Origin of the sequence: Mycoplasmopsis phocirhinis (assembly GCF_004216495.1) — a bacterium.
Lineage (GTDB): Bacteria > Bacillota_I > Bacilli_A > Mycoplasmatales > Metamycoplasmataceae > Mycoplasmopsis > Mycoplasmopsis phocirhinis.
The window spans coordinates 733,877-756,019 of record NZ_CP034841.1; the positions used below are offsets into that span (position 1 = coordinate 733,877).

22 protein-coding genes are annotated in these 22,143 nt (G+C 27.5%); 14 read left to right on the forward strand and 8 right to left on the reverse strand.

The features are described 5' to 3' along the window. Positions 1 to 81: 81 nt before the first annotated feature. Positions 82 to 525 (reverse strand): RpiB/LacA/LacB family sugar-phosphate isomerase, encoded by a 444-nt coding sequence (locus tag EG856_RS02950; protein WP_130429632.1) that lies wholly within the window; start codon positions 523 to 525, stop codon positions 82 to 84. A 142-nt stretch (positions 526 to 667) separates the two neighbouring features. Between EG856_RS02950 and EG856_RS02955 the strand changes: the two genes are divergently transcribed. The 12 genes from EG856_RS02955 (at position 668) to EG856_RS03010 (ending at position 14,947) form a co-directional block, all read left to right on the forward strand. Beyond that, complete coding sequence (locus EG856_RS02955; protein ID WP_130429633.1) at positions 668 to 2,728, forward strand: Mbov_0121 family peptidase domain-containing ABC transporter; 2,061 nt, start codon at positions 668 to 670, stop codon at positions 2,726 to 2,728. A 129-nt stretch (positions 2,729 to 2,857) separates the two neighbouring features. Continuing rightward, a complete protein-coding gene (locus EG856_RS02960) occupies positions 2,858 to 3,094 on the forward strand; it encodes an MAG1140 family protein (protein ID WP_130429634.1) in 237 nt (78 codons plus the stop codon). A gap of 34 nt (positions 3,095 to 3,128) precedes the next feature. After that, positions 3,129 to 3,584 (forward strand): rRNA maturation RNase YbeY, encoded by a 456-nt coding sequence (gene ybeY / locus EG856_RS02965; RefSeq protein ID WP_130429635.1) that lies wholly within the window; start codon positions 3,129 to 3,131, stop codon positions 3,582 to 3,584. A 2-nt stretch (positions 3,585 to 3,586) separates the two neighbouring features. Next, a complete protein-coding gene (gene cdd, locus EG856_RS02970; protein WP_130429636.1) occupies positions 3,587 to 3,979 on the forward strand; it encodes a cytidine deaminase in 393 nt (130 codons plus the stop codon). Between the two features lies 1 nt (position 3,980). Beyond that, positions 3,981 to 4,856: a GTPase Era gene (gene era, locus EG856_RS02975; RefSeq protein ID WP_130429637.1), complete on the forward strand. Its 876-nt coding sequence runs from the start codon at positions 3,981 to 3,983 to the stop codon at positions 4,854 to 4,856. A gap of 9 nt (positions 4,857 to 4,865) precedes the next feature. Further along, complete coding sequence (locus EG856_RS02980) at positions 4,866 to 5,933, forward strand: aminopeptidase P family protein (protein WP_130429638.1); 1,068 nt, start codon at positions 4,866 to 4,868, stop codon at positions 5,931 to 5,933. Next, the gene (locus EG856_RS02985; protein ID WP_130429639.1) at positions 5,934 to 7,283 is read left to right on the forward strand and encodes an aldehyde dehydrogenase family protein; all 1,350 of its coding nucleotides are present in this window, start codon (positions 5,934 to 5,936) and stop codon (positions 7,281 to 7,283) included. A gap of 83 nt (positions 7,284 to 7,366) precedes the next feature. Continuing rightward, positions 7,367 to 8,797 (forward strand): proline--tRNA ligase, encoded by a 1,431-nt coding sequence (gene proS, locus EG856_RS02990; RefSeq protein ID WP_130429640.1) that lies wholly within the window; start codon positions 7,367 to 7,369, stop codon positions 8,795 to 8,797. A gap of 46 nt (positions 8,798 to 8,843) precedes the next feature. Further along, positions 8,844 to 9,227, forward strand: coding sequence for an MG284/MPN403 family protein (locus tag EG856_RS02995; protein ID WP_130429641.1), 384 nt, complete (start codon positions 8,844 to 8,846; stop codon positions 9,225 to 9,227). 75 nt (positions 9,228 to 9,302) lie between these two features. Further along, positions 9,303 to 13,667, forward strand: coding sequence for a PolC-type DNA polymerase III (locus EG856_RS03000; RefSeq protein WP_130429642.1), 4,365 nt, complete (start codon positions 9,303 to 9,305; stop codon positions 13,665 to 13,667). Positions 13,668 to 13,676: 9 nt separating this feature from the next. Next, positions 13,677 to 14,282: a chromate transporter gene (locus tag EG856_RS03005; protein ID WP_130429643.1), complete on the forward strand. Its 606-nt coding sequence runs from the start codon at positions 13,677 to 13,679 to the stop codon at positions 14,280 to 14,282. After that, positions 14,282 to 14,947, forward strand: a complete 666-nt coding sequence (locus tag EG856_RS03010) for a chromate transporter (protein WP_130429644.1) — start codon at positions 14,282 to 14,284, stop codon at positions 14,945 to 14,947. The genes EG856_RS03005 and EG856_RS03010 overlap by 1 nt, the downstream gene beginning before the upstream one ends. Before the next feature lie 22 nt (positions 14,948 to 14,969). Here EG856_RS03010 and rpmG read toward each other — a convergent pair whose 3' ends face one another. From rpmG to ftsY, 3 genes are all read right to left on the reverse strand, one after another. Beyond that, positions 14,970 to 15,122, reverse strand: coding sequence for a 50S ribosomal protein L33 (rpmG, locus tag EG856_RS03015; RefSeq protein ID WP_130429645.1), 153 nt, complete (start codon positions 15,120 to 15,122; stop codon positions 14,970 to 14,972). Positions 15,123 to 15,250: 128 nt separating this feature from the next. After that, a complete protein-coding gene (locus EG856_RS03020) occupies positions 15,251 to 15,475 on the reverse strand; it encodes a sigma factor-like helix-turn-helix DNA-binding protein (RefSeq protein ID WP_130429646.1) in 225 nt (74 codons plus the stop codon). Continuing rightward, positions 15,462 to 16,523, reverse strand: a complete 1,062-nt coding sequence (ftsY, locus tag EG856_RS03025; protein ID WP_130429647.1) for a signal recognition particle-docking protein FtsY — start codon at positions 16,521 to 16,523, stop codon at positions 15,462 to 15,464. Before ftsY ends, EG856_RS03020 begins: the two co-directional genes overlap by 14 nt. 215 nt (positions 16,524 to 16,738) lie before the next feature. Between ftsY and EG856_RS03030 the strand changes: the two genes are divergently transcribed. Next, positions 16,739 to 17,329, forward strand: a complete 591-nt coding sequence (locus EG856_RS03030; RefSeq protein WP_130429648.1) for a DUF402 domain-containing protein — start codon at positions 16,739 to 16,741, stop codon at positions 17,327 to 17,329. A 34-nt stretch (positions 17,330 to 17,363) separates the two neighbouring features. On the opposite strand, the gene EG856_RS03035 is transcribed toward EG856_RS03030, so the two are convergent. Beyond that, entirely contained in the window at positions 17,364 to 17,693 is a 330-nt protein-coding gene (locus EG856_RS03035; protein WP_130429649.1) for a hypothetical protein, read from the reverse strand. Between the two features lie 49 nt (positions 17,694 to 17,742). After that, complete coding sequence (locus tag EG856_RS03040; protein ID WP_130429650.1) at positions 17,743 to 19,392, reverse strand: MBL fold metallo-hydrolase RNA specificity domain-containing protein; 1,650 nt, start codon at positions 19,390 to 19,392, stop codon at positions 17,743 to 17,745. Between the two features lie 167 nt (positions 19,393 to 19,559). Here EG856_RS03040 and EG856_RS03045 point away from each other — a divergent pair, with 167 nt between their 5' ends. Beyond that, positions 19,560 to 19,838, forward strand: coding sequence for a hypothetical protein (locus EG856_RS03045; RefSeq protein WP_130429651.1), 279 nt, complete (start codon positions 19,560 to 19,562; stop codon positions 19,836 to 19,838). A gap of 28 nt (positions 19,839 to 19,866) precedes the next feature. On the opposite strand, the gene EG856_RS03050 is transcribed toward EG856_RS03045, so the two are convergent. Next, positions 19,867 to 20,787 (reverse strand): YwaF family protein, encoded by a 921-nt coding sequence (locus tag EG856_RS03050; protein WP_165381425.1) that lies wholly within the window; start codon positions 20,785 to 20,787, stop codon positions 19,867 to 19,869. Beyond that, the gene (gene ffh / locus EG856_RS03055) at positions 20,777 to 22,141 is read right to left on the reverse strand and encodes a signal recognition particle protein (protein ID WP_130429653.1); all 1,365 of its coding nucleotides are present in this window, start codon (positions 22,139 to 22,141) and stop codon (positions 20,777 to 20,779) included. The genes EG856_RS03050 and ffh overlap by 11 nt, the downstream gene beginning before the upstream one ends. Positions 22,142 to 22,143 lie beyond the last annotated feature (2 nt).

Below are 22,143 nucleotides of genomic sequence, written 5' to 3' on the forward strand. Positions count from 1 at the left end.
AAACTTTTTTATTATTTTATGAGTATTTTTACAATAAATTGATACATAAATAAAAAAGCAGAAAATCTGCTTTCGTTAGTTTTAAAAATTTTCTATGTCATCAATACGTTGTTGATGTCTGCCACCTTCATATTCTGTTTTAATATATTCATCTATTATTTTTTTAGCTTCTTCAAAACTAATTTGTCTACCACCTAAAACTAAAACATTGGCATTATTATGTTGTTTGGCTAGTCGTGCATCTTCAGTTGATGTTACACGTGCTGCTCTTATTCCTTGATGACGGTTTAAAGCATATGAAATTCCAAGACCAGTTCCACATAAACCGATGCCAAAATCATAATTATTATCTTTCATATAATTTGCCAGATTGTGCCCTTGAAGTGAATATGAAACTTTTTGTGTTTCATCACTTGGTCCTAAATCTTTTACATCATAGCCCAAACTATTGATATATTCAACTAATTTGTTTTTTAAATTTACGGCAGCATGATCACTTGTTATTGGTACTATTTTTTTGTGCATTAGATATTTTCTCCTTTAAGTTTAATATTAATTATATTGCTAAAACACGACATGTTTTGAATATTTTTATTGAAAAAATATGGGCAAAATCATAATAAATTTCGTTTTTTAATTAATTTAGTTATTTTTTTGTTTTTAAAATATGAAAATAACAAAACAATATGACACTAAAGATTGTGGTTTACACATACTACAATATTTATTTAAAAAAATAAACAAACATGATGTAGATATTGCGTATTTGAAATTGAACGCAAACTATGGTGCAAACGGCATTAATTTGGTTTCATTAAAACATATTGCTAATAATTTTGGTTTAATCTTGCGACCTTTTGAGTGTGAATTTAAACAATTAGTTCAAATTCAAAAAGATGATTTACCACTGATTATTGTAATTGAAGAACACGGATATTCACATTATTTATTAGTTGAAAAAATTAAGCAAAATTATATTTTGGCTCAAGATTCTAGATTAGGGAAAAGTATAAAAATAAACTTTGATTATTTAAAACAAATTTATTCCGGAATTATTTGTTTTATTTCACCTAAAAATACTGTTTTAGATTCAAAACAAAATTATAAAATTGAAAATAAATTTAAAAGTTTATTTAATTTTAATTTGTACAACTTTTATTTAATTATTAGTTCAATTTTAACTACTTCTTTTACATTTGTGACATCGTTTTTCATTAAAATAGTTTTTGATTTTATTTTACCGAATCACCTTGAAAAAACGCTTCTTGTTTTATTTTCATTGTTTATTTGGATTAATACACTTCGTTTTATCAATGATTTTATCAAGAGAGTGATAATCAAAAAAATGACTAATAAGATTGAAATAGAAATTAAAAGTGCGATTTTCAACAAATTAGATAATTTACCATTAGATGAAATTAATAAATTGACTAAAAATGAAATATTTAAACGTATAAGTTATGTTTCATTCATCGCAAATTATAAAGCTAATTTTGTATATTCATTCTTTGTTAATATTTTCACAATTATTGCAAGTAGTGTGATACTAATATGAATTAGTATTGAAATATTTAGCATTATTGTTGTTATAAGTTTGTTAGTTTTAACAATTAATTTTATATTTCACACATTTATAGAAAAAAAATATTTATTACATTTAGAAAAAGCTCATAAACATAATCAAGCAGAATTTGATGCTATATATAGTTCTAATTCATTTGAAAATAATATTGAAAAACAATTTATCCAACTTAATCGTGTTAATAATTTGATTGATTTTAAACAAAGTGAATATCATTTGAAACTAAAAGAAAATTATTCTTTTTTGTTTTCTAATATTTTACTGAATAATGTTTCAATGATTATTGTAACTATTTCAACATTTTTAATTTTAAAAAATAAATTAAGTATAGGTTCACTAGCCATGATTTTGAGTAGCTTAAATTTTTTCATTCAACCAGTTAACGAAATAACCTCATTAATTATGATGCGCACAATTATTGAAAAACACATCAATATGATTAATTTTTTATTGAATTTAAAAGCAAAACAACTCAACAATACTGGAATATTAATACAAAAAATAAATTCAATAACATTGAACAATATAAAGCATTCATATGAAACTGGAGTTAATTTACTAAATATAAAAAAATTGCAAATTATAAATAATTCTATTTTATTAGGTGGTAACGGCAGCGGTAAAAGTACTTTGTTAAATTTATTGAATTATCGTTTTGGCAATTGAACTGGTGAGATATTAATTAATAATCATAGCCTTAAATTCATTGATAATGAGTTAATTAAATCAAACACAATTTTAATAAATAATAATATTCATTTGCCTGAAACTACTATTTATGAATTTTTAACTGCCCAAAATTACCAAAAACGTGAAGAATTGAATAAAAATATTGAAAAATATGAACTTGATGTTTTAATGGAAAAAATGAATATTTCACTGAATATGTATTGTAAAAACAATGGTTCTAATTTTTCTTCAGGACAAAGGCAATTTGTAATTTTGCTAAAACTATTTAGCCAAAAATACAATCTAATTTTGTTGGATGAGGCCTTTGAAAATATAGATAATCATATTTTTGAACTTCTAAAAAACAAAATTAATATGTATCACCAGAATGCTATGTTTATCGAAGTTAGTCATTCACGTAAATATATAAAAAATGGGGAGGTTATAGATATTGAAAAAATTAATAAAACCGAGTAAATATTTGTGAGTTGCTAGCACATTAATTTTGATTTTTTCAGCACTTATTCTATATTTTTTGCTCACTTCGTCCATTGAAAAAACAATTAAAATACAATTTATAGCGACAAAAATAAAAAATTAATTTTATTGGCTCCGGAAAAATCTTTATTTTATATAGAAAAAAATAAATTATTGACGATAGCATATTCTGGAAAAATTTATACTTTAAAAGTTGCAGCAATTAATACCATTGATAACAATGTTTTTGTGACTTTTTACAATCTTCCACAAGATATTAAATTAATACCTAATACGACAATAGATGGCGTTTTAATTTATAATAAAACTACTCTTATAGACGCACTGTTTGCTAATAATTATTAATGTGTTAAAACATGTTTAATAATATAATTGAATTATGATTGAAATTAATATTAATATTGAAAATGGAAATTCATTTAATTTTGAACAAGAATATAGAAAAATACTACAAAATTTACAAACGTATTTTAATATAAAAAAGAAAATAATATTAGATGTTTCAATTGTAGATAATAAAAAAATAAAAAAATTAAATAAAAAATATCGGGGTAAAAATTATCCTACTGATATTTTATCTTTTGATTTTGGCAATAATGATATTTATTCAAATTTACCGTTTTTGCCAATTGGAGAATTAATTATTAGCCATGAAAAAGTTGAACAACAGGCCTTAGATTTTAATCATTCTTTGCGCCGTGAATATTGTTATTTATTTGCTCATGGTTTAATTCATTTAATGGGTTATGATCATGAAAGTGATGAAGAAAAAAATCAAATGGATAAAATTGTAGATAATATTTTTGAACCTTTAGGTATTACTAGAGAGGAATAATTATGGATGTAAATAAATTAAAATCATACTTAAATTTTTCTTATTGTCCTTGATCAAATTTTAGAGTTGCGGCTATAGCTGTTGATGAACAAGGGCGACATTGACCAGGTGTTAACGTTGAAAATGCCGCATTTCCTTCAGGTTTATGTGCTGAAAGATCAGCACTATTTGGTTCAGTAGCCAATGGTGCTAAGGTGGGAACATTTAAAGAAATTCATATAATTTCGTCTGGTGCTGGTGTAGTTTCGCCCTGTGCTGGTTGTAGACAAGTAATGACTGAATTCATGAGTGATGACGCGTTAGTATATCTATATAGTGCTGATGGCAAAACTATTAAAAAATTTAAATTAGTTGAATTAGTGCCACTACCAATTAGAAGTGAGCAAATTAAATAAAATGAAAGTTAGTATAGTTTCTATTATCGGAAGGCCAAATGTAGGTAAATCGTCGTTGCTAAATCAAATATTGAATTATGAGCTTGCAGTTGTTTCTAATATAGCGCAAACAACACGCGATCAAATAAATGGAATATATAATGAACAAGATTATCAAATTGTTTTTGTTGATACACCAGGCATTCATAAACCATTAAATAAATTAGGTGAAGTTTTAAATAAAAATGCTTATGATTCACTAAATGATATTGATTGTATTTTATTTTTAAGTCCAATTAATGAAAATATTGGAGCAGGTGATATAAATATTCTAGAAAAATTAAAACATTATAATAATAAAATAGCTATTATTTCTAAAATTGATTTAGCTAAAGAACCACAACAAATTGCCGAAAAAATAAAGCAATTGCAAACACATGGTTTTGAAAAAATTTTAAGTGTATCAACAAAGAAACCAAACTCAATACAAATGTTAATTGATGAACTTAAAAAATATACATACGAAGCTGAACCTTATTATAGTCAAGATTACATTACTGATAAATCAATGCGATTTATGGCAAAAGAAATAATACGTGTCAGTGCGATGAAATTATTAAAAGATGAATTACCACACTCTATCGCAGTTGAAATAGTTGAATTTGAAGAAAATTTAGAACACAATAAAATTAATATATCAGCAAACATATATGTTAAAAAGTCTTCGCAAAAAGGTATGTTAATAGGTAAAAATGCACAAATGATTAAACAAATTGGCATTGATTCACGAAAAAGAATGACCAATTTATTTAATTCGCCAACAAATTTAAATTTAAAAGTTAAAGTAGCTGATAAATGAATAAATAATGATAAATTCCTGAAAAAATTCGGGTACTAGGAGTAAAAAATGAATACAAAATACTTAAACAAAATGTTTGCTGAACACAAAGTTGATGCATTAGTTTCAGAAGCGCCACAAACTAGATTATGATTAACTGGTATACAAACCACAGATGGTTATGTTATTATTGAAAAAGATAATGCTCATTTGTTTGTAGATGGAAGGTATATTGAATATGCTAAAAACAATGCCAAAAATGTAACTATACACCTACTTAATGGCTCATCGCTAGTAGATTTTTTTAAAGAAAAAAAATACAATAAAGTTGCTTTTGAAAAAGATTATTTAAATGTTCAAACTTTACAATATTTACAAAAAATTATCCAACCTAAACAAGAAGTATTTGTTTCAGGACAAGAATTAAGAATTTTAAAATCAGACAAAGAAATTGAAATTTTGCAAAAATCAATTGATATTTCTTTAAAATCATTGTCAGATTTAAAGAAATGAATTAAACCAGGATACACGGAAAAAGAAGTTGCGGCAAAATTGAATTATTTAATGAAATTAAATGGCGCTGACAAAGAGAGTTTTGATGAAATAGTAGCAACAGGATCTTCATCAGCTGAACCTCATCATCATCCAACTGATAAAAAATTAGTTGCTGGCGATTTATTGAAAATTGATTTTGGTGCTTTGTACAAAGGTTATTCAGCAGACATTACTAGAACATTTATTTTGGGCGAAAATGGCATTGATGAAAATAGACAAGCAAATAATCCTAAAGCACAAGAAATTTTAGATATTGTTCTAGCTGCGGCTAAGGCTGGTAGAGATGCTGTAAAACCTGGAATTAGAGCCAGCGAAATAGATAAAATTTGTCGTGAATATATTGAAAAAGCAGGTTATGGTCAATATTTTGTTCACGGAACTGGCCATGGTCTTGGTATTGATGTTCATGAATTACCATATGTTAGTTCAAAATCAAAAGATTATATATTAGAACCTGGAATGGTTATTACTGTTGAACCAGGAATTTACATTGAAGGTCTAGGTGGTGCTAGAAACGAAGACGATGTTTTAGTAACTGAAACCGGACGCTATGTATTTTCAAGACCTGAAGAAAGATCATAGATGTTAAGTATTGAATTAAAGCAATATCTACGATTAAAACAATTATCTATTGAACAGCCTTTTATAGATTATAAGCAAAGAATTTGACTACTTAAAAAACTGCTTTTTTTAGTTCAAACAAACGAAAAACGAATAATCAATGCCCTTAATTTAGACTTAAACAAACACGAAAATGAGGCATATTTTAGCGAAATAGGTTTAATTCTTAGAGAACTTAAATATACAATCAAAAACCTCAAAAAATGAATAAAACCCAAAAAAGTAAAAACACCATTTTTACTTTTTGCCGGTTCGTCTAAAATAATTCAACAAGCAAAAGGATTATGTTTAATTATAAGTCCGTGAAATTATCCATTTTATTTAACTATGATGCCTCTTATATCAGCAATTGCTGCTGGTAATAGAGTAATGATTAAAACTTCAGAAATCAGTAAAAATTCAACATTGTTGTTGATTGAATTATTGAATAATCATTTAAATAAAGATATTGTATATGTAATTGAACCAAATATTGAGAATATAACAACATTAATGCAACAACGTTTTGATTTTGTTTTTTTTACAGGTTCAGAAAAAGTCGGAACTCTTGTTACTCAACAAGTGGCTAAATTTCATACACCAATCACATTAGAACTAGGTGGTAAATGCCCGGTAATTATTTGTGACGATGTAAATTTAGAACATAGTGCTTCCAAAATAATGGCAGCTAAATTAATAAATTCAGGTCAAACTTGTATAGCTCCAGATTATGTTGTTGTTCCAAAAGGTTTTGCGGATAAGTTTATTGATTATTGTAATCAATATGTAGAAACACACTTAAGTGATTTGAATGAATTTCCAAAAATGATTTCACCGCAACATTTTCGTCGTGTTTTGAATCTAATTCCTAAAAATATTAATGTAGAATATTTTGAATCAGTTCAAAAAATATACCCAAAAGCATTTTTTTCAAATTGAGAAAGCCAAATTATGCAAGATGAAATTTTTGGACCTTTATTGCCAGTAATTGAATATGATGATTTTGGGCAAGTCGTTAAACAAATTTCAATCAAATCCCAACCCTTATCAACTTACATATTTACCAAAAATAAACAAAAAATTGATTATTTAAGTAAATATATTAAAACTGGTGGCATAGTAATAAATGATTTATTAGTACAATTAATTTCACATAATTTACCATTTGGAGGAGTAGGTAGCTCTGGCAATGGCCGCACGCATGGTTATGCTGGTTTTTTAGGTTTTTCTAATTCTATTAGTAGTTATAAACGGATGAATTTTTCAACTAAATTAAGCGAACATCCATATACAAATTCAAAATTAAAATTAATAAAAAAACTAATTAAATAGAGCACATTTGAGTAAAAAGGCTTAAAAATGTGCTTTTTTTTATATTTTTACGCCAATTTGTAAAATATTGTATAATGAAATTTATGAAAGAATTAGAAAAAATTACTCCTCAAGAAACTGATTTTGCAAAATGATACACTGATGTTGTTAAACAAGGTAATTTAATTGCGTATGGACCTTTAAAAGGAACTTTGATTTTTAAACCAAACTCATATGGTATTTGAGAATTAATTCAAAAATATTTAAATGAAGAGTTTATAAAATTAGGTGTTAAAAATGTTTATTTGCCTTTATTAATTCCTAGTCGTCTTTTGGAAAAAGAAAAAGATCATATTCAAGGCTTTAATCCAGAACTAGCAACAATTACTCAAGTAGGCGAAACTAAACTAGAAGAAAAAGTTTATGTACGGCCAACATCAGAGGTTTTATTTGCTGATTTGTTTAAAAATTCAACTGAATCATATAAAGACTTACCAATAATTTATAATCAATGAGCTAATGTGATTAGATGAGAAAAAACAACCAATCCTTTTTTAAGAAGTCGTGAATTTTTATGACAAGAAGGACACACTTGTCATAGTAATCCAATGGAGGCTAGACAACTAACTAGAACAATAATTTCTCTTTATGCAAAATTTTTAAAAAATTATTTAGCTATTCCAGTTATTGTTGGTAAAAAAACTCCAAAAGAAAAATTTGCTGGAGCTTGTTCTACGTATACTGTTGAAGCAATGATGAAAGATGGAAGGGCATTACAATCAGGTACTAGTCATTATTTAGCCCAAAATTTTTCAAAACCTTTTGGTATTGTTTTTAAGGATGAAAATAATAATAAAGATTATGCTTATCAGACATCATGGGGTGTTTCAACACGTTTGATAGGAGCGATTATTATGACGCATGGAGATAATCGTGGTATTATAATTCCACCTAAAATCGCACCAATCCAAATTGATATAATAGAAATATTTGCAAATAAAAACCCCAAAGTTAGGGATGTTTCTAAGAAATTGTTAAAAGATTTAGGAAGAATTTACAGAGTAAATTTAGATAATTCAGAAAAAAATCCTGGATTTAAAGTTTCTAATTCAGAAATTCAAGGGACTCCATTAAGAATTGAAGTTGGTCCTAGAGATTTAGAAAATGATTTGGTTACAATCGTGCGCAGAGACACCCTAGAAAAAATTGTTTTACCTGTAAATCAAGTTAAGAAAAACATCAAATCATTATTAAATGATATTCACAATAATTTATTTAATAATGCGAAAAAAAGATTAGACACAAACACGATTCGCGTTAATGATTATGAAACATTTAAAGTTGAAATCAAAAAACAAAAATTTGTTCTTGCTCCATTTTGTTGCCAAATAGAAGCAGAAGATTTAATCAAAAATGAAACAGGAGCAACGACACGTTGTATTCCAAAAACAATGGAAAGACCTTTTAAAACTATGCCATGCATAATTTGCGGTAAAGAAACAAAGCGTTTTGTCGTATTTGCTCGTGCATATTAGTTTGGTTAACATAACTAACTTTTATCTTAGGAACAGAAAGGTAATTATGTTTCAAAATTTAATTCAAGGTTTTGCTATTGCTGATGGTTTAACTAATTTACAGCGATACAATGTTGTATCTCAAATAGCACAATTAGAATTAGGACATGCAAAAGCAAAAAGATATGCTGCTATTAACACTATTAAAAAAGCTTCGCGATTGAGTGACGATAAAAAAGATTCACTGTTTGGTTATTTTAGTGAAAATATGCAAAGAGTATTAACTTGTGTTTCAAAATTAAATAAAGAAATGATAATTCAATTATTTATATCTCCCAATCAAGATAAAAAATGATGAGAAGCACTTTGCTCAAAAACCACTTTTTACAAACGTCGTAAAGAAATGGTAGATGAATTTATTTTTTACTATTTTTCAAATTACGATAACTAGCCACTTCTGTGGCTTTTTGCTTTATAACACAAAAAAATAATTTAAACAAGTACATTTCAATAAATTGGAGATTTAATGAGTTCAACAAATAATAAAAGATTTATTAAATTATGTAATTCTTTGAGTTTGCCCATAACACAAAGTTTACAAAAAACAGAGATTACTGGATATTATCACGATCAAGTGCAAGATGTTTTGGAAATATGATTTAATTTTAACGATGAGGTTATAACCGAGGATTTTTTTTATTTTCATAAATGTATTTTGAATAATGCTCATTACCGGATAATGCCTCATTATAATTTTGATATTTTGCAATACAAACAACAAAATATAATTAGTTTTATTGAACATTTACTGAATAAATCGCCAAAATATGTTGATTTAAAACAATCTAGATTTCACAAATTAATGATTAATAAAGACAATCATAAATTTGAATTTATAGTCAATGACGAAGAAGAATTTAATTTTTTAAAACCTCAATTAATGCACTTTGTTGATCAATTAAAACTTTATGGTTTTAAACATCTTGATATTCAAATTAAATATGCGCCGGTTCGTTCGCAGGAGTTTAACTTTAACTCAAATATTCAATATAAAAAAGAAGAAATTGAAGAATTTAATAAATTAGTACAACAACTCGAACAAAACAGAAAGATTATTAATAATTCTAATAATAAAATCAAAACAACTAAACGTTGATCACAAAAAAAATACCAACAAACTAAAATTAATGAAATTAGTTTATTTCCTGAAAAAAGTGATGTTGAAATAAATGGTGAAATTTTTGAATATGATTTATTAACTACAAAAAATGATAAATTTATTTACTCTCTTTCTATATGTGATTATGAGGACGCTATTACAGTTAAATGATTTAGAGATGAAGCTTTAGATGAAAATATTGTAAATAACGATTTTATAAAAGGCAAATGGATCAGCGTTAGAGGTACGACAGCCATTCAATCATTTGGCAAATCTGAATGATTTATTTACATGGATAATTACGAAATAATTGAATCGATGTGTTTAATCAGCAGCGATGAAGCTCCACAAAACCAAAAACGCATTGAGTTACATGTCAGTTCAAAACTAAACACAATGGATGGGATAATAGAACCAGAAGAAATTATTCAAAGAGCCAAAAAATTCGCTATGCCAGCAGTGGCTATATCAGATTTAGATGCTGTGCAAGGTTATCCAAGATTTTATCAAGCAGCAAAAAAAGCAAACATAAAAGCAATTTATGGTGCTTCTTATTCAACATACCACAAGCAACCTAAAATATTTTTAGGTTCAATTCCAAAAGGTAAAATAAGTGAGCAAACATTTGTTTGTTTTGATATTGAAACTACTGGTTTAAGTCCTCGTTTCCATGAGTTGATTGAATATGGTTCATTTAGTATAAATGTTGAAAAACCGAGCGTAAAACCGGTGCAATTTTTAATTAAACCAAAAGGAAAAATTAAACCTTTTACTACGTCTTTAACTGGTATTACTCAATCAGATATAGATAAAAAAGGAATTGATTATCGTGAATCATTGCAAAAAATTTATGATGATTTAAATGGCAAAATCGCTCTGGCCCACAACGCTAAATTTGACTTTAATTTTATTAAAGAACAATTTAGAATTCATAATATGCCATTTCCCGATGTTTGTGTTATTGACACGTTAGTGGTTTCTAGATTAATGTTTCCAGAACGAAAAAAACATTCATTAGGTGATTTGGCAAATAATTTAGATGTTAATTATGACCCTAATGTAGCTCACCGAGCTGATTACGATGCCAAAGTTTTGGCTGATGTTTGAGTTGAAATGATGGACAAAATGAGACTTAAAGATGTTTTGAGTTTTGAAGATTTACTTAATTATCAACCAGAACATAAATATAAAGAACGTTTTCCATACACAATCAGCACATTGGTAAAAAATCAGCAAGGTTTAAAAAAACAATTCAAAATGATTAGTGATTGTTTAACGACAAATTATAGTTTTGGGCCAAAAACATACCTTGAAGACATCAAAAAAGATGATGATTTATTAATTGGTTCAGGAACATTGAGGTCTAAATTAATTGATGATTACTTTTATTCAAATCATGAGGAATTTTTAAATGAAATATTACGCTATGATTATATAGAAATTCCAGCACCTCAATGTTTTCAACATTGAATCGATACTGATTTTATAACTAAAGAGCAATTGTATTTTGCTCTTAAAGAAATAATTATTACAGCTAAAGAATTTGGCAAAATACCAATTGCTACCGCTGATGTTAGATATTTAGATTTAGTAGACAAAAAAGCATTTGAAATTTTAGTATATGCAAAAGGCATAGGTGCTTCGAGACATTATCTTTATGATCATAGGCGAGCTAAATCAAAAACCTTAACTATACCCAACCAACATTTTCTAACTACACAGGAAATGCTAGAACAATTTTCATTTCTAAATGATGTAAATTTAATCAATGAAATTGTTGTGAAAAATACACAAAAAATAGCAGATATGATTGAAAATGTTGAAGTTATTAAAGACAAACTTTATACACCTGTTTTTGACGATTCAAAAACTAAGTTGCGTGATTTGGTTTATCAAAATGCGAAAAAAAAATATGGAGTAAATTTACCCGATATTGTTAAACAACGTATTGAAGCTGAATTGACTCCAATTATTAAATATGGTTTTGATGTTATATACTGAATTTCGCATAAATTAGTTAAAAAATCTCTGGATGAAGGTTATGTTGTGGGAAGTCGTGGTTCAGTAGGTTCTTCATTAGTGGCTACTTTAAGTGATATATCAGAAGTAAACCCTTTAGCTCCACACTATGTCTGTGAACAATGCAAACACTTTGAATTAGCTAATATTGACTCAATTACTTCTTGTTATGACTTGCCTGATCGCATGTGTAATAAGTGTAAAATTAATATGAATAAAGATGGACACTCAATTGCTTTTGAAACTTTTTTAGGTTTTGAAGCTGATAAAGTTCCCGATATAGATTTAAATTTTTCTGGTGAATTTCAAGGTGAAGTACACAACGAAACTAAAAAAATATTTGGTCAAAGCCATACATTGAGAGCGGGTACAATTTCAACCATAGCTTTTAAAACTGGTTATGGTTATGTAAAAAGTTTTTTAGAAGAAAGTGAAAAAAAATATTCTGATTCGTTTGCTTCGTTTTTAGCTAAAAAAATAGAAGGGGTTAAAAGAACAACAGGCCAGCACCCTGGCGGAATAATAATAATACCCACTGAGTATGATGTATTTGATTTTACACCAGTTAATTACCCAGCCGATGATACAAAATCTACTTGGCTAACTACACATTTTGAATATAAAGCTATTCATGATAATGTTTTAAAACTTGATTTACTAGGCCATGATAATCCCACAATTATTAAAATGTTAGAAAAATATACTGGCATTAAGATTGCTTCTTTGCCAAAAAATGACGAAAATCTTATTAAAGTTTTTACTTCAACACAGCCACTTGGAATTAAACCTCAAGATATTGGTGGAGAACAAACTGGTGCAATAGGTTTACCTGAATTTGGAACTAAATTTGTTCGCCAAATGCTTACGCAAGCACAACCGAAATCATTTGCTGATTTAGTATCTATATCTGGTTTAAGTCATGGTGAGAGTGTTTGGATCGGGAATAATCAAGATTTAATTATGTCGCAGGGTTTTGTTTTACCGGAAATTTTTTCTTGTCGTGATGATATATTAGCCTCGTTGAGTAAACAAGGAGTTCCTGAGCAATATGCGTTTAATATAATGGAAAAAGTGCGTAAAGGTAAAGGAATAAATGAAGAGGAAGAAAATAAGCTTATTGAATATAAAATTCCCACCTGACAAATTGAAAGTATGAAAAAAATTAAATATATGTTTCCAAAAGCACACGCAGTTGCCTATGTTTTAATGGCTTGATGAATTGCTTGATTTAAAATTTATAAACCATTAGCCTTTTATGCCGCTTATTATGCTACACACTCAAATTCATTAGATATAGAGGGAATGATTGATGTTAGATATGGTAAAAAAGCTCATAATAAATTAATTTATTTAGAATCTAAAACTAAAAATGAATTAGAAAGCAAAGAAAAAATTATAATGCCAACGCTTGAAATCACACGGGAATTGTATGCGAGAGGTTTATATATTTCTAATATTGATATTGAAAAGTCTTTATCAGAAGAATGATTGATTGATGAAGAAAATAATTGTTTAATTCCTCCGTTTAGTGCTCTAGATGGACTAGGCAAAGCAGTTGCTGATTCAATTATTAATGCCCGAACACAAAAGGCTTATACATCAATTCAAGATTTTACTAGCCGGGCAAAAGTTAATAAAACATTAACTGAAAAATTAAGAGAATTAGGTGCTTTTGGTAATTTAGATGACACCGATCAAATAAGGTTATTTTAGGAGCAAAAAATGAATAAAAAGCAAAAAAAACCGACATTTTGAAATATGTTTATTTTAATTTTGACTGTAACTTTTATTGGTTTTGGTGGTGGAAATGCCCTTATGCCAGTAATTAAAAGATATGTAGTTGATAAATATGCTTGATTAGATAGTGATGAATTTGACAAAAATGTTGTAATAACTAATATGTTGCCTGGACCTATGGCAATTGAGGCTCTTTCTTACATCGCGATTAAGGCTTTAGGATTTTGAAAAGGTTTTATAGTAGTAATTTTAGCCTCAATTCCCCATATAGTTTTGGCTGTGGGTTTAATATTTTTAGTTAATAAATTAAATAGACGCTATTTAGCAATAATTCAAACAGGTGTTTTAATTGCCATTGTTGGAAGTTTATTTGGTTTTGCTTGAAATTACTTTCGTAAAGGCATTAAAGAATCGCGTATTAGTGTGTGAATACTTTTATTTATTTCAACATTTGCGTTTTCATTGTTTGTGCCAACACCTTGAAATGTTCCTGTTGCTGTAATGGTTTTAATAATTGCCGTTTTTAGTGCGGTATATGTAATAAACAAAAGAAAAAATATTCAAAAACTTAAAAAAGAAAGACAACAATAATGTTCATTGCTTTATTAGTATCAATCCCGTTAATTATTTTAATTTCATTATCCGTATTTGGTGGTGGTCAAATATTTATTCCAATTTTTACATGATTGTGAAATTCTTTAAGTTCGTGATTTGGAATAAACATTAGTACGGAACAAATTAGTAACATATTTGCCATTTCAAATTCCACTCCAGGAATTTTGAGTCCTAAATTTGCAGCTATTACAGGTTATTTAGTATCTAATAATATATGAATAGGAATTGTTGCAATGTTTATAACTTTTTTAGCTTTTACAATTCCCGCCATTTTAATGATGAAATTAGCACTTAAATATTCACACAAATTTGATAATTCTAACTATTTTAGACAATTGCTTAAAGTAATGAATCCAGTGATTGCAGCAATTATAATTGCTCTAGCAATTCAATTGCTGATCGGCCTTATTGCTCCGCAAGTAGTTTTTAATAAGTCAAGTAGTCGTTATGCCCAATTGAATTATAATAATACGACATATTTATTTTTATTTAAAGGTTGAAGACAAATAATATCATATATTTATATTCCGTTAGGTATTGGCGTTTCACTATATTTATACTTAAAAAAAGCTCCAATGTTTTCATTGATTTTAGGTAATATTGCTTTGGCATTTATTTTATATCAACCTTGGTTAAAATAAAAAATTCAGTGATAACTGAATTTTATTTTTTTTCTTTATGTAATGAATGTTTGCCACATTTAGCACAAAACTTATTTAATTCAACTTTTTCTGGGTGATTTTTTTTGTTTTTTTTGCTAATGTAATTTTCCATTTTACATCCACTGCACTGAAAAGTAAAGCCTTCTCTTGCCATTTTTTCTCCTATAACTTTATTTATATATTTTTATAAATATATAATTGTGTAATTGCTATATAAAAATAGTTCAAATCTTTTTTAATTATATATATAAACGAAATTTTGATAAATTTTTTTTAAAAAAATTATTGAATGTTTTCGTTGATATTTAGCAATTTTTTTAGAGCTTTTTTAACACTGTCATACGCCGCACTACGCGTAGTGGCGGTGATATTAGCAATTTCTTGATAACTTAAATTTTCGTAAAAATATAATCTAAATGCTTGTTTTTGAGTTTGCGTCAATAAATTTTGATATTTTTCGTATAGTTCAATATAAAACTCGCGTTGTTCAAAATTATTTATCTTCAATTTCGCTTGCCTTAATTAATTCTTTAGTCATGGTGTAAATAAATTTATCTAGATCAAACTCTTGCAAATCTTCTAATCCTTCACCTAAACCAATATATTTAACATTTAAATCAAACTCATCCTTGATTGATAAAACTATACCACCTTTGCTAGTACCATCCATTTTGGTTAATATAATACCGCTTGGATTAGCAACTTCTTTAAAATGACGTGCCTGACTAATGCCATTTTGACCAGTCGTTGCGTCAAGAACTAATAAACATTCATGGGGAGCATTTTGCTGAAATTTGGCAATAATTGAATATATTTTTTCTAATTCACGCATCAAATTAATTTTATTTTGTAGTCGGCCAGCCGTATCGATTAATAATAAGTCATAATTTTGTTCTTTTGCTTTTTTCAAAGCGTCAAAAACAACTGATGCAGGATCGGCACCTTCTTTAGCTGGTTTAACTATGTCTGCTCCTGCTCTTGTTGTTCATATATCAAGTTGGCTTACAGCTCCTGCTCTAAATGTATCAGCCGCTGCAATTAATACTTTTTTACCCATTTTAACATACTTGTGAGCAATTTTAGCTACTGATGTAGTTTTACCAGAACCATTAACACCTATAAAAACAAAGATATTTAGTCGATTTTGCTCATAATTTAACGTTGTATCAATAATACTCTTGTTTGTGTATATTACAAACATTTGATCAGCAGTTAATTCCCCGATATCTTTAGAATCTGTTAAGTTACGAATTTTAACCTGATTTTTAAGATGAGTAATTATGGCATATACTAATTGAGCACTAATATCTGACATTATCAATATTTCTTCTAATTCTTCAAAAAATTCCTCGTTGATTTTTTTATGCTTATTTTGCAGGTTAAAAATTTTTCTTCCCAAACTTGAAGCACTAGCCAATCCAGTTGAATATTTTTCTAGTTTTTTAGACTCTAGTAATTCTTGCTCTTCTTGTTGAGCAATTTGTTGTTCTTTTTCGGCTACTTTATCTTTTTTTCTGCCAAAAATTTTTTCTTTTAAAAATTTAAAAAATCCCATAGTATTTAAATTTTAATGTAAAAATTAAATTAAATAGCATTTATTTTGATACTTTAAGTAGATATTTTGTTTGAATAAGTTTTGTAAATTTGACCAGTTTAAAAGTTTTATAGAATGATATTATCAATTTCATTTATAATTAAAATATTGAATAAATTAATATCAATATCTGTTATTCAATATTAAAGTTGTTGCACTAATAATTGAGGAGTAATATGCCTAATAATAAAAAAAGGGAGATGATTTTTCCACTTTTAGGGGCAATCGTTAATGTGCAAGCATATAAATATGATGGTACACTATATCGTCAGTGAAATGGTGCTAAAGTAATAAGAAACACTGATGATCATTATGTTTTGTTTCTTTACCGTACTAAAGTTGGCGAAAAATACAAAAATTCGTGAAATTATAATGTTCCAGTAATTTGATTTTTACCTAAAAGAGAAAATTATAATGGTTTGGTAATGTTAGAAAAAACTAATAATTATATTTACGTTAATTTAGCCTCTAAACCAATTTACGAAGATAACACAATTAAATTTATTGATTTTGATTTAGATATTAAATGTTATCCACGTAGAGAAATGCTAGTTGTTGATCGTGATGAATTTAAACAAAATGCAATTAATTTTAACTATTCACTTAGTTTAAAAAAATTAATTTATGCCGGTTTAGAACAAGCAATTGAAAAAAAGAATCAAAAAAAATATTTTTTCAATCCAAAACTAATTCACTATTATGTTAATATCATCAAAAAAGACAATTGTTTACCAAAGAAATTTCGAAACTCCCTCAAAGATGAATAAAATTAAACAAAAATACTCATTGCAATGAGTATTTTTAAAATTTTGATTTTGAAAAGTCAAATAATTTAGAATTTTCTGTAACATCTCGATCAATATCGTGCGCTAATTTTTTGTCTTTATTTTTGTATCATATTTTTGATAAAAATGAACTAATTACAGTAAAAACAACAATTAAAGATAACAATGTATAACCATAAATACTTGAATTACCACTCAATTGCTTGAAGGCATTTTTTTGTGCTTCACCACTTTCTTTTACACCTGAATATAAACCTTGATAATAAGCGATAAGAACAAATAACCCAATCACAAGTGCTAAGGTAATAATTCACGATATTATTGTTGATATTTTTAATGACTTCATAAATCTCCTATAATCAAAATAATTTAGTATAACAATTATATACTAATAATTAACTTTGATTAAGTGAAACAATAATCATTGGTTCTTTGTTGAATGTTTTAAAAACTTTTTTTCTAATCACATGACGAGCACGATTTTGAAAGTCTTTTAAACCTTCAAATTCTTCTGTATCAATTAAATTTGCCATTGTTAAAGTGATTAATTGTTCAGCATCTTTTTTATCATCTTTTGGAATTGAACCAATCATATTAATTTGTAATTTACCGGTTAATTTTTTAGATGTTGAATCAAAAGCAGAAGTGATTATTATAGCTCCGTCTCTACCTAATATTTCACGTTCAGCAATCACTTCAGTGCTTATATCCCCAATTCCAAATCCGTCAATGATTACATCGCCCACTCCTTTTATTTTGCCTTTTGTGCTTGAAAGTTTACCATCGATAAAATGAGCTATTTTACCATTTTGTAACAATAAACAATTTTGTGGTTTTATTTTAGCTTCTTGGCTAATAGATTTAGCCGCTTCAGCTAAATAACGATATAAACCCTGAACAGGAATAACATACTTTGGTTTTAATTTTAATGCTAAATCAATTAAATCTTGTTTAGCAGGGCGGTGTCTATAAAATTCTTTTGCACTAACATCAGAAATTTTGGGAGTAATGCGGGCTATATCATCTAGCGATATAGCAGCAATGCTTTCAAGTCCAGCAACTGGTGGCGCAATCATAATAACATTGTCGGTTGGTTTTAAAGTCAAAAAGACATCATTATTATCAGTAATTCGTAAAAATCTTGAATATAAACGTTCAATTGCTCCGGTAACTAATACAACGGCATTATTGCTTTTATTGGCAACTTTGTAATCAATTAATTCTGGTAAAGGCAGTTCAGGGTGTTCTTTTTTCATTAAGTTAAATAATTGACCATATGTTTTTCCGTATGTTACAATTGGACGGTTGGTTTCGTAGGCCATATTCAATATTTGGTGAATGGCTACCATTTCTTCATCATAGGCTCCAATTATTATTCTCTCATCAGGGTTTGCCGACATAAAGACTTGGCGCAGTGATGCAGGTAAATTTATTTTTTCAACAGCTTTACCGCCGTGATTTGCTCTACCCGCGTCAACAACCAAAGCGACTAATTGTCTTTTTTTAAATGCGTTTTGTAAGATGTCAAAATTAAGTTTTCCATAAATTCCTAAATCTCCTTCAACAAAATTAAACATAAATAAATAATCACCATTTGGTGTTATAAAATCAAAGCCAATATGTCCTGGCATTGAACCCGCCAACTCAATAGGTTGTACAAAAATATCATTAAATTTTGTCATCTTTGAAATTGTGTGAATTTTGAAGCTTTTATGCATTATTTTATATTTAGAAATTCGCTCATTAATCATCATTTTGTTAAATGAAGATGTATATATGTTTAAGTTTGGTATATGCATTAAAAGTCAAGGTAATGCCGAAAACGTTTCGTTTTTAACATCGCTTATAAATACACCCACTATTTTGTCTTTATTTTTCTCTAAATATGAAAAATTAGGAATTAATGTGTCAACTCCATTTTTAGAATTTATAGGAACTTTTGTTCCTGCGTTAATAATATATATTTTGTCATTATATTCAAAAATATAACAATTTTTTCCGTTTTCGTCTAAACCACCTAATGCAAATATATTGACATTATTCATATCATCTCCTTGATTGTTAATAAATTATTGTCATAAAAATTTAATTTTAAAATAAATAATATTTGTATTTTAATACATTAATTTTATTTTAAAAATAATTTATCTATTTTGAAACAATTATTATTAAATTGGTTTGTTTTTGAAATATTTATGTATACAATAATTATATGAATAAAAGAAAAATAGATCCTCAAGGACAGACTGAATTGCTGAATAAAACATTGAATTTAGATACAAAAATAGACAATGAAAAAATATTAAAAATGGATGAATTAAGTCGTCAAAATATTTTGCAAAAAGCTAAAAAAATGACACATCAATATTCACAACAAGTTCGCAAAGCTCGCTCCAAGCGTATTTTTGCGGCTATTGCTATTTCTCTTTTTATTATTTTACTGATTGCATTATTAGCTTTATTTCCTATTTTAATTTTTGATAAAAAATAATTTTTAAAAAATTAACATTTTGAAGATGTTAATTTTGTTTTGCTATTTTTGGAAAAGAATTCTTAAATTCAACTCAGCGAGTTGATTTTTGTTTAACAAATACTCATTTTGAATTAATTTTGTCTAAATAAAAATTGTCTTGTCAAATTCAAAATAGTATTGAAACAACTGCAACACCAGCTCCTAATGTTGTTCAAGTGAATAAATTGAATGGTCATTTAGACAATACACCTAAAACGTCTTTTTGGGTATTATATGCATCTTGGCCTAAATAAAAGTAATTTGTTTTTCATGAGGTTGGAGCATAAACATCACTAATTCAATTTATTATGAAGATAATTATAGTTGTTATTAAGAAAAATAACATTGTGTATAAAAGATCTTTTGCTTTGAATTTTGAACTTGAAACTACATATAGAAATGAGGTTAATATTAATAAAAATGAGTGTGTGGTAATATGATCTCAAAAATAATATGAATCTAAACCGGTACGAAAAGGTTTTAGACCGTTTTCAAAGTCGAAATCAGGTCTAGATAACGCGATCATTGCTCCAACAATTGCAATATGTCCAAAATATTTAACATAATGAGTTTTATTGAAAATTAAGGATAAAGCACTCAAAAATAACATAAATCGACATAAGTGCAAAGGTAAAACCTCTCATTGTGTTGGGTATTTTATTGTAATTATTAGAATAATTCGAGCCAACATAAAAATCAATATTATTGAACCAATTAATCTAAATAATTGCTTTTTAGTTAAAAATAGCAGATGTTTGTCTTTGTTGTTAAATGAGCGTGAAATTGGTTTTTTAAAAATTCACATCATAATCATTGTTAAAACAGCTAAAGAAAAAATCATGTTAAAGGTTGCTAATGAAATTCCTTCAAAATGAAACAGTTTATTTTCACCTTGTCAGCGGAAAAATTCCGGTACTTTAAATTCCACCAAATCCTCCGCCAAAACCAAGTTTGGATAAATCAGAAAGGTTGCCATTTTTTATTTTTTTAGCCATTTCGCCCATATTTTTAGCCATAGCGTCAAAATCATTAACTAGACGATTATATTCAAAAGCATTGCGACCGCTTCCGGCTATAATTCGTGCCTTGCGTGAGGCTTGTTTCAATAATTTGGGGTTTGAGCGTTCTTTTTTAGTCATTGATGAAATTAAAATTTCATATGAACGCATTTTGATTTCAATTTCATCAATTTTTTCTTCACTTATTTTATTTGCCAAACCCGGAATCATTTTTAAAATAGATTTCATTTTGCCTAATTTTTTCATCTGTGCTAAATTATTCATTAAATCATCCAAAGTAAAATTGCCTTTTAATAATTTAGCCACCATATTGTTTGCATCTTTTGGATCATAAACTTCTTCTGCTTTTTCAATTAAACTCAAAACATCGCCCATTCCAAGAATACGATCAGCCATTCGATCAGGATAAAATAAGTCTAAATTTGAAATTTTTTCACCAGTACCAATAAATCTTATTGCTAAATCAAGAACTTTAGTTAAACTCAATGCCGCTCCACCGCGTGCATCTGAATCTAGTTTAGTAATCACGCAACCACTTAATTTTAATTTGTCGTTAAATGTTGTAGCAACATTTATAATATCTTGACCACTTAAAGCATCTGCAACAAAGAAAATTTCACTGGGTTTAGCAATGTGTTTTAAATCAATTAATTCGTTCATTAGATTTTCATCGATAGATAAACGACCGGCTGTATCGATGATTATTAAATCATTTTGATTTTGCTTTGCATATTCAATTGCTTCACTTACAATGTTTTGAGCACTAACATTTACACCCTTTTCAAAAAAATCTACTTGAATACTTTTTGCTAATGTTACTAATTGTTGCACAGCGGCAGGACGATAAATATCAGCAGCTACCAAAAGAGGTTTATTGACATAATTTTTTTTTCTTAAAAAATAAGCAATTTTGGCAGTTGCTGTTGTTTTACCTGAGCCTTGCAATCCAGTCATCATTATGATGAAAGGTTTTTTATCAATTTTAATTTCTTTGACTTCGCCACCTAAAATTTGTTGTAATTCGGCATGAACAATTTTAATCATTTGTTGAGAAGCATTTATTGAACCTACCAACCTAGATTCGAGTGCTTTTTCTTTGACGTTTTTAATGAATTCTTTAACCACTTTCAAGTTGACGTCGGCTTCTAATAGAGCCATTTTAATATCTCTAGTTACTTCTAAAATATCTTCTTCATTGATGATTGTTTTTTTGTTCATTTTTTGAATTGATTTTTGAATTCTGTTTTCTAAAAAATTAAACATTT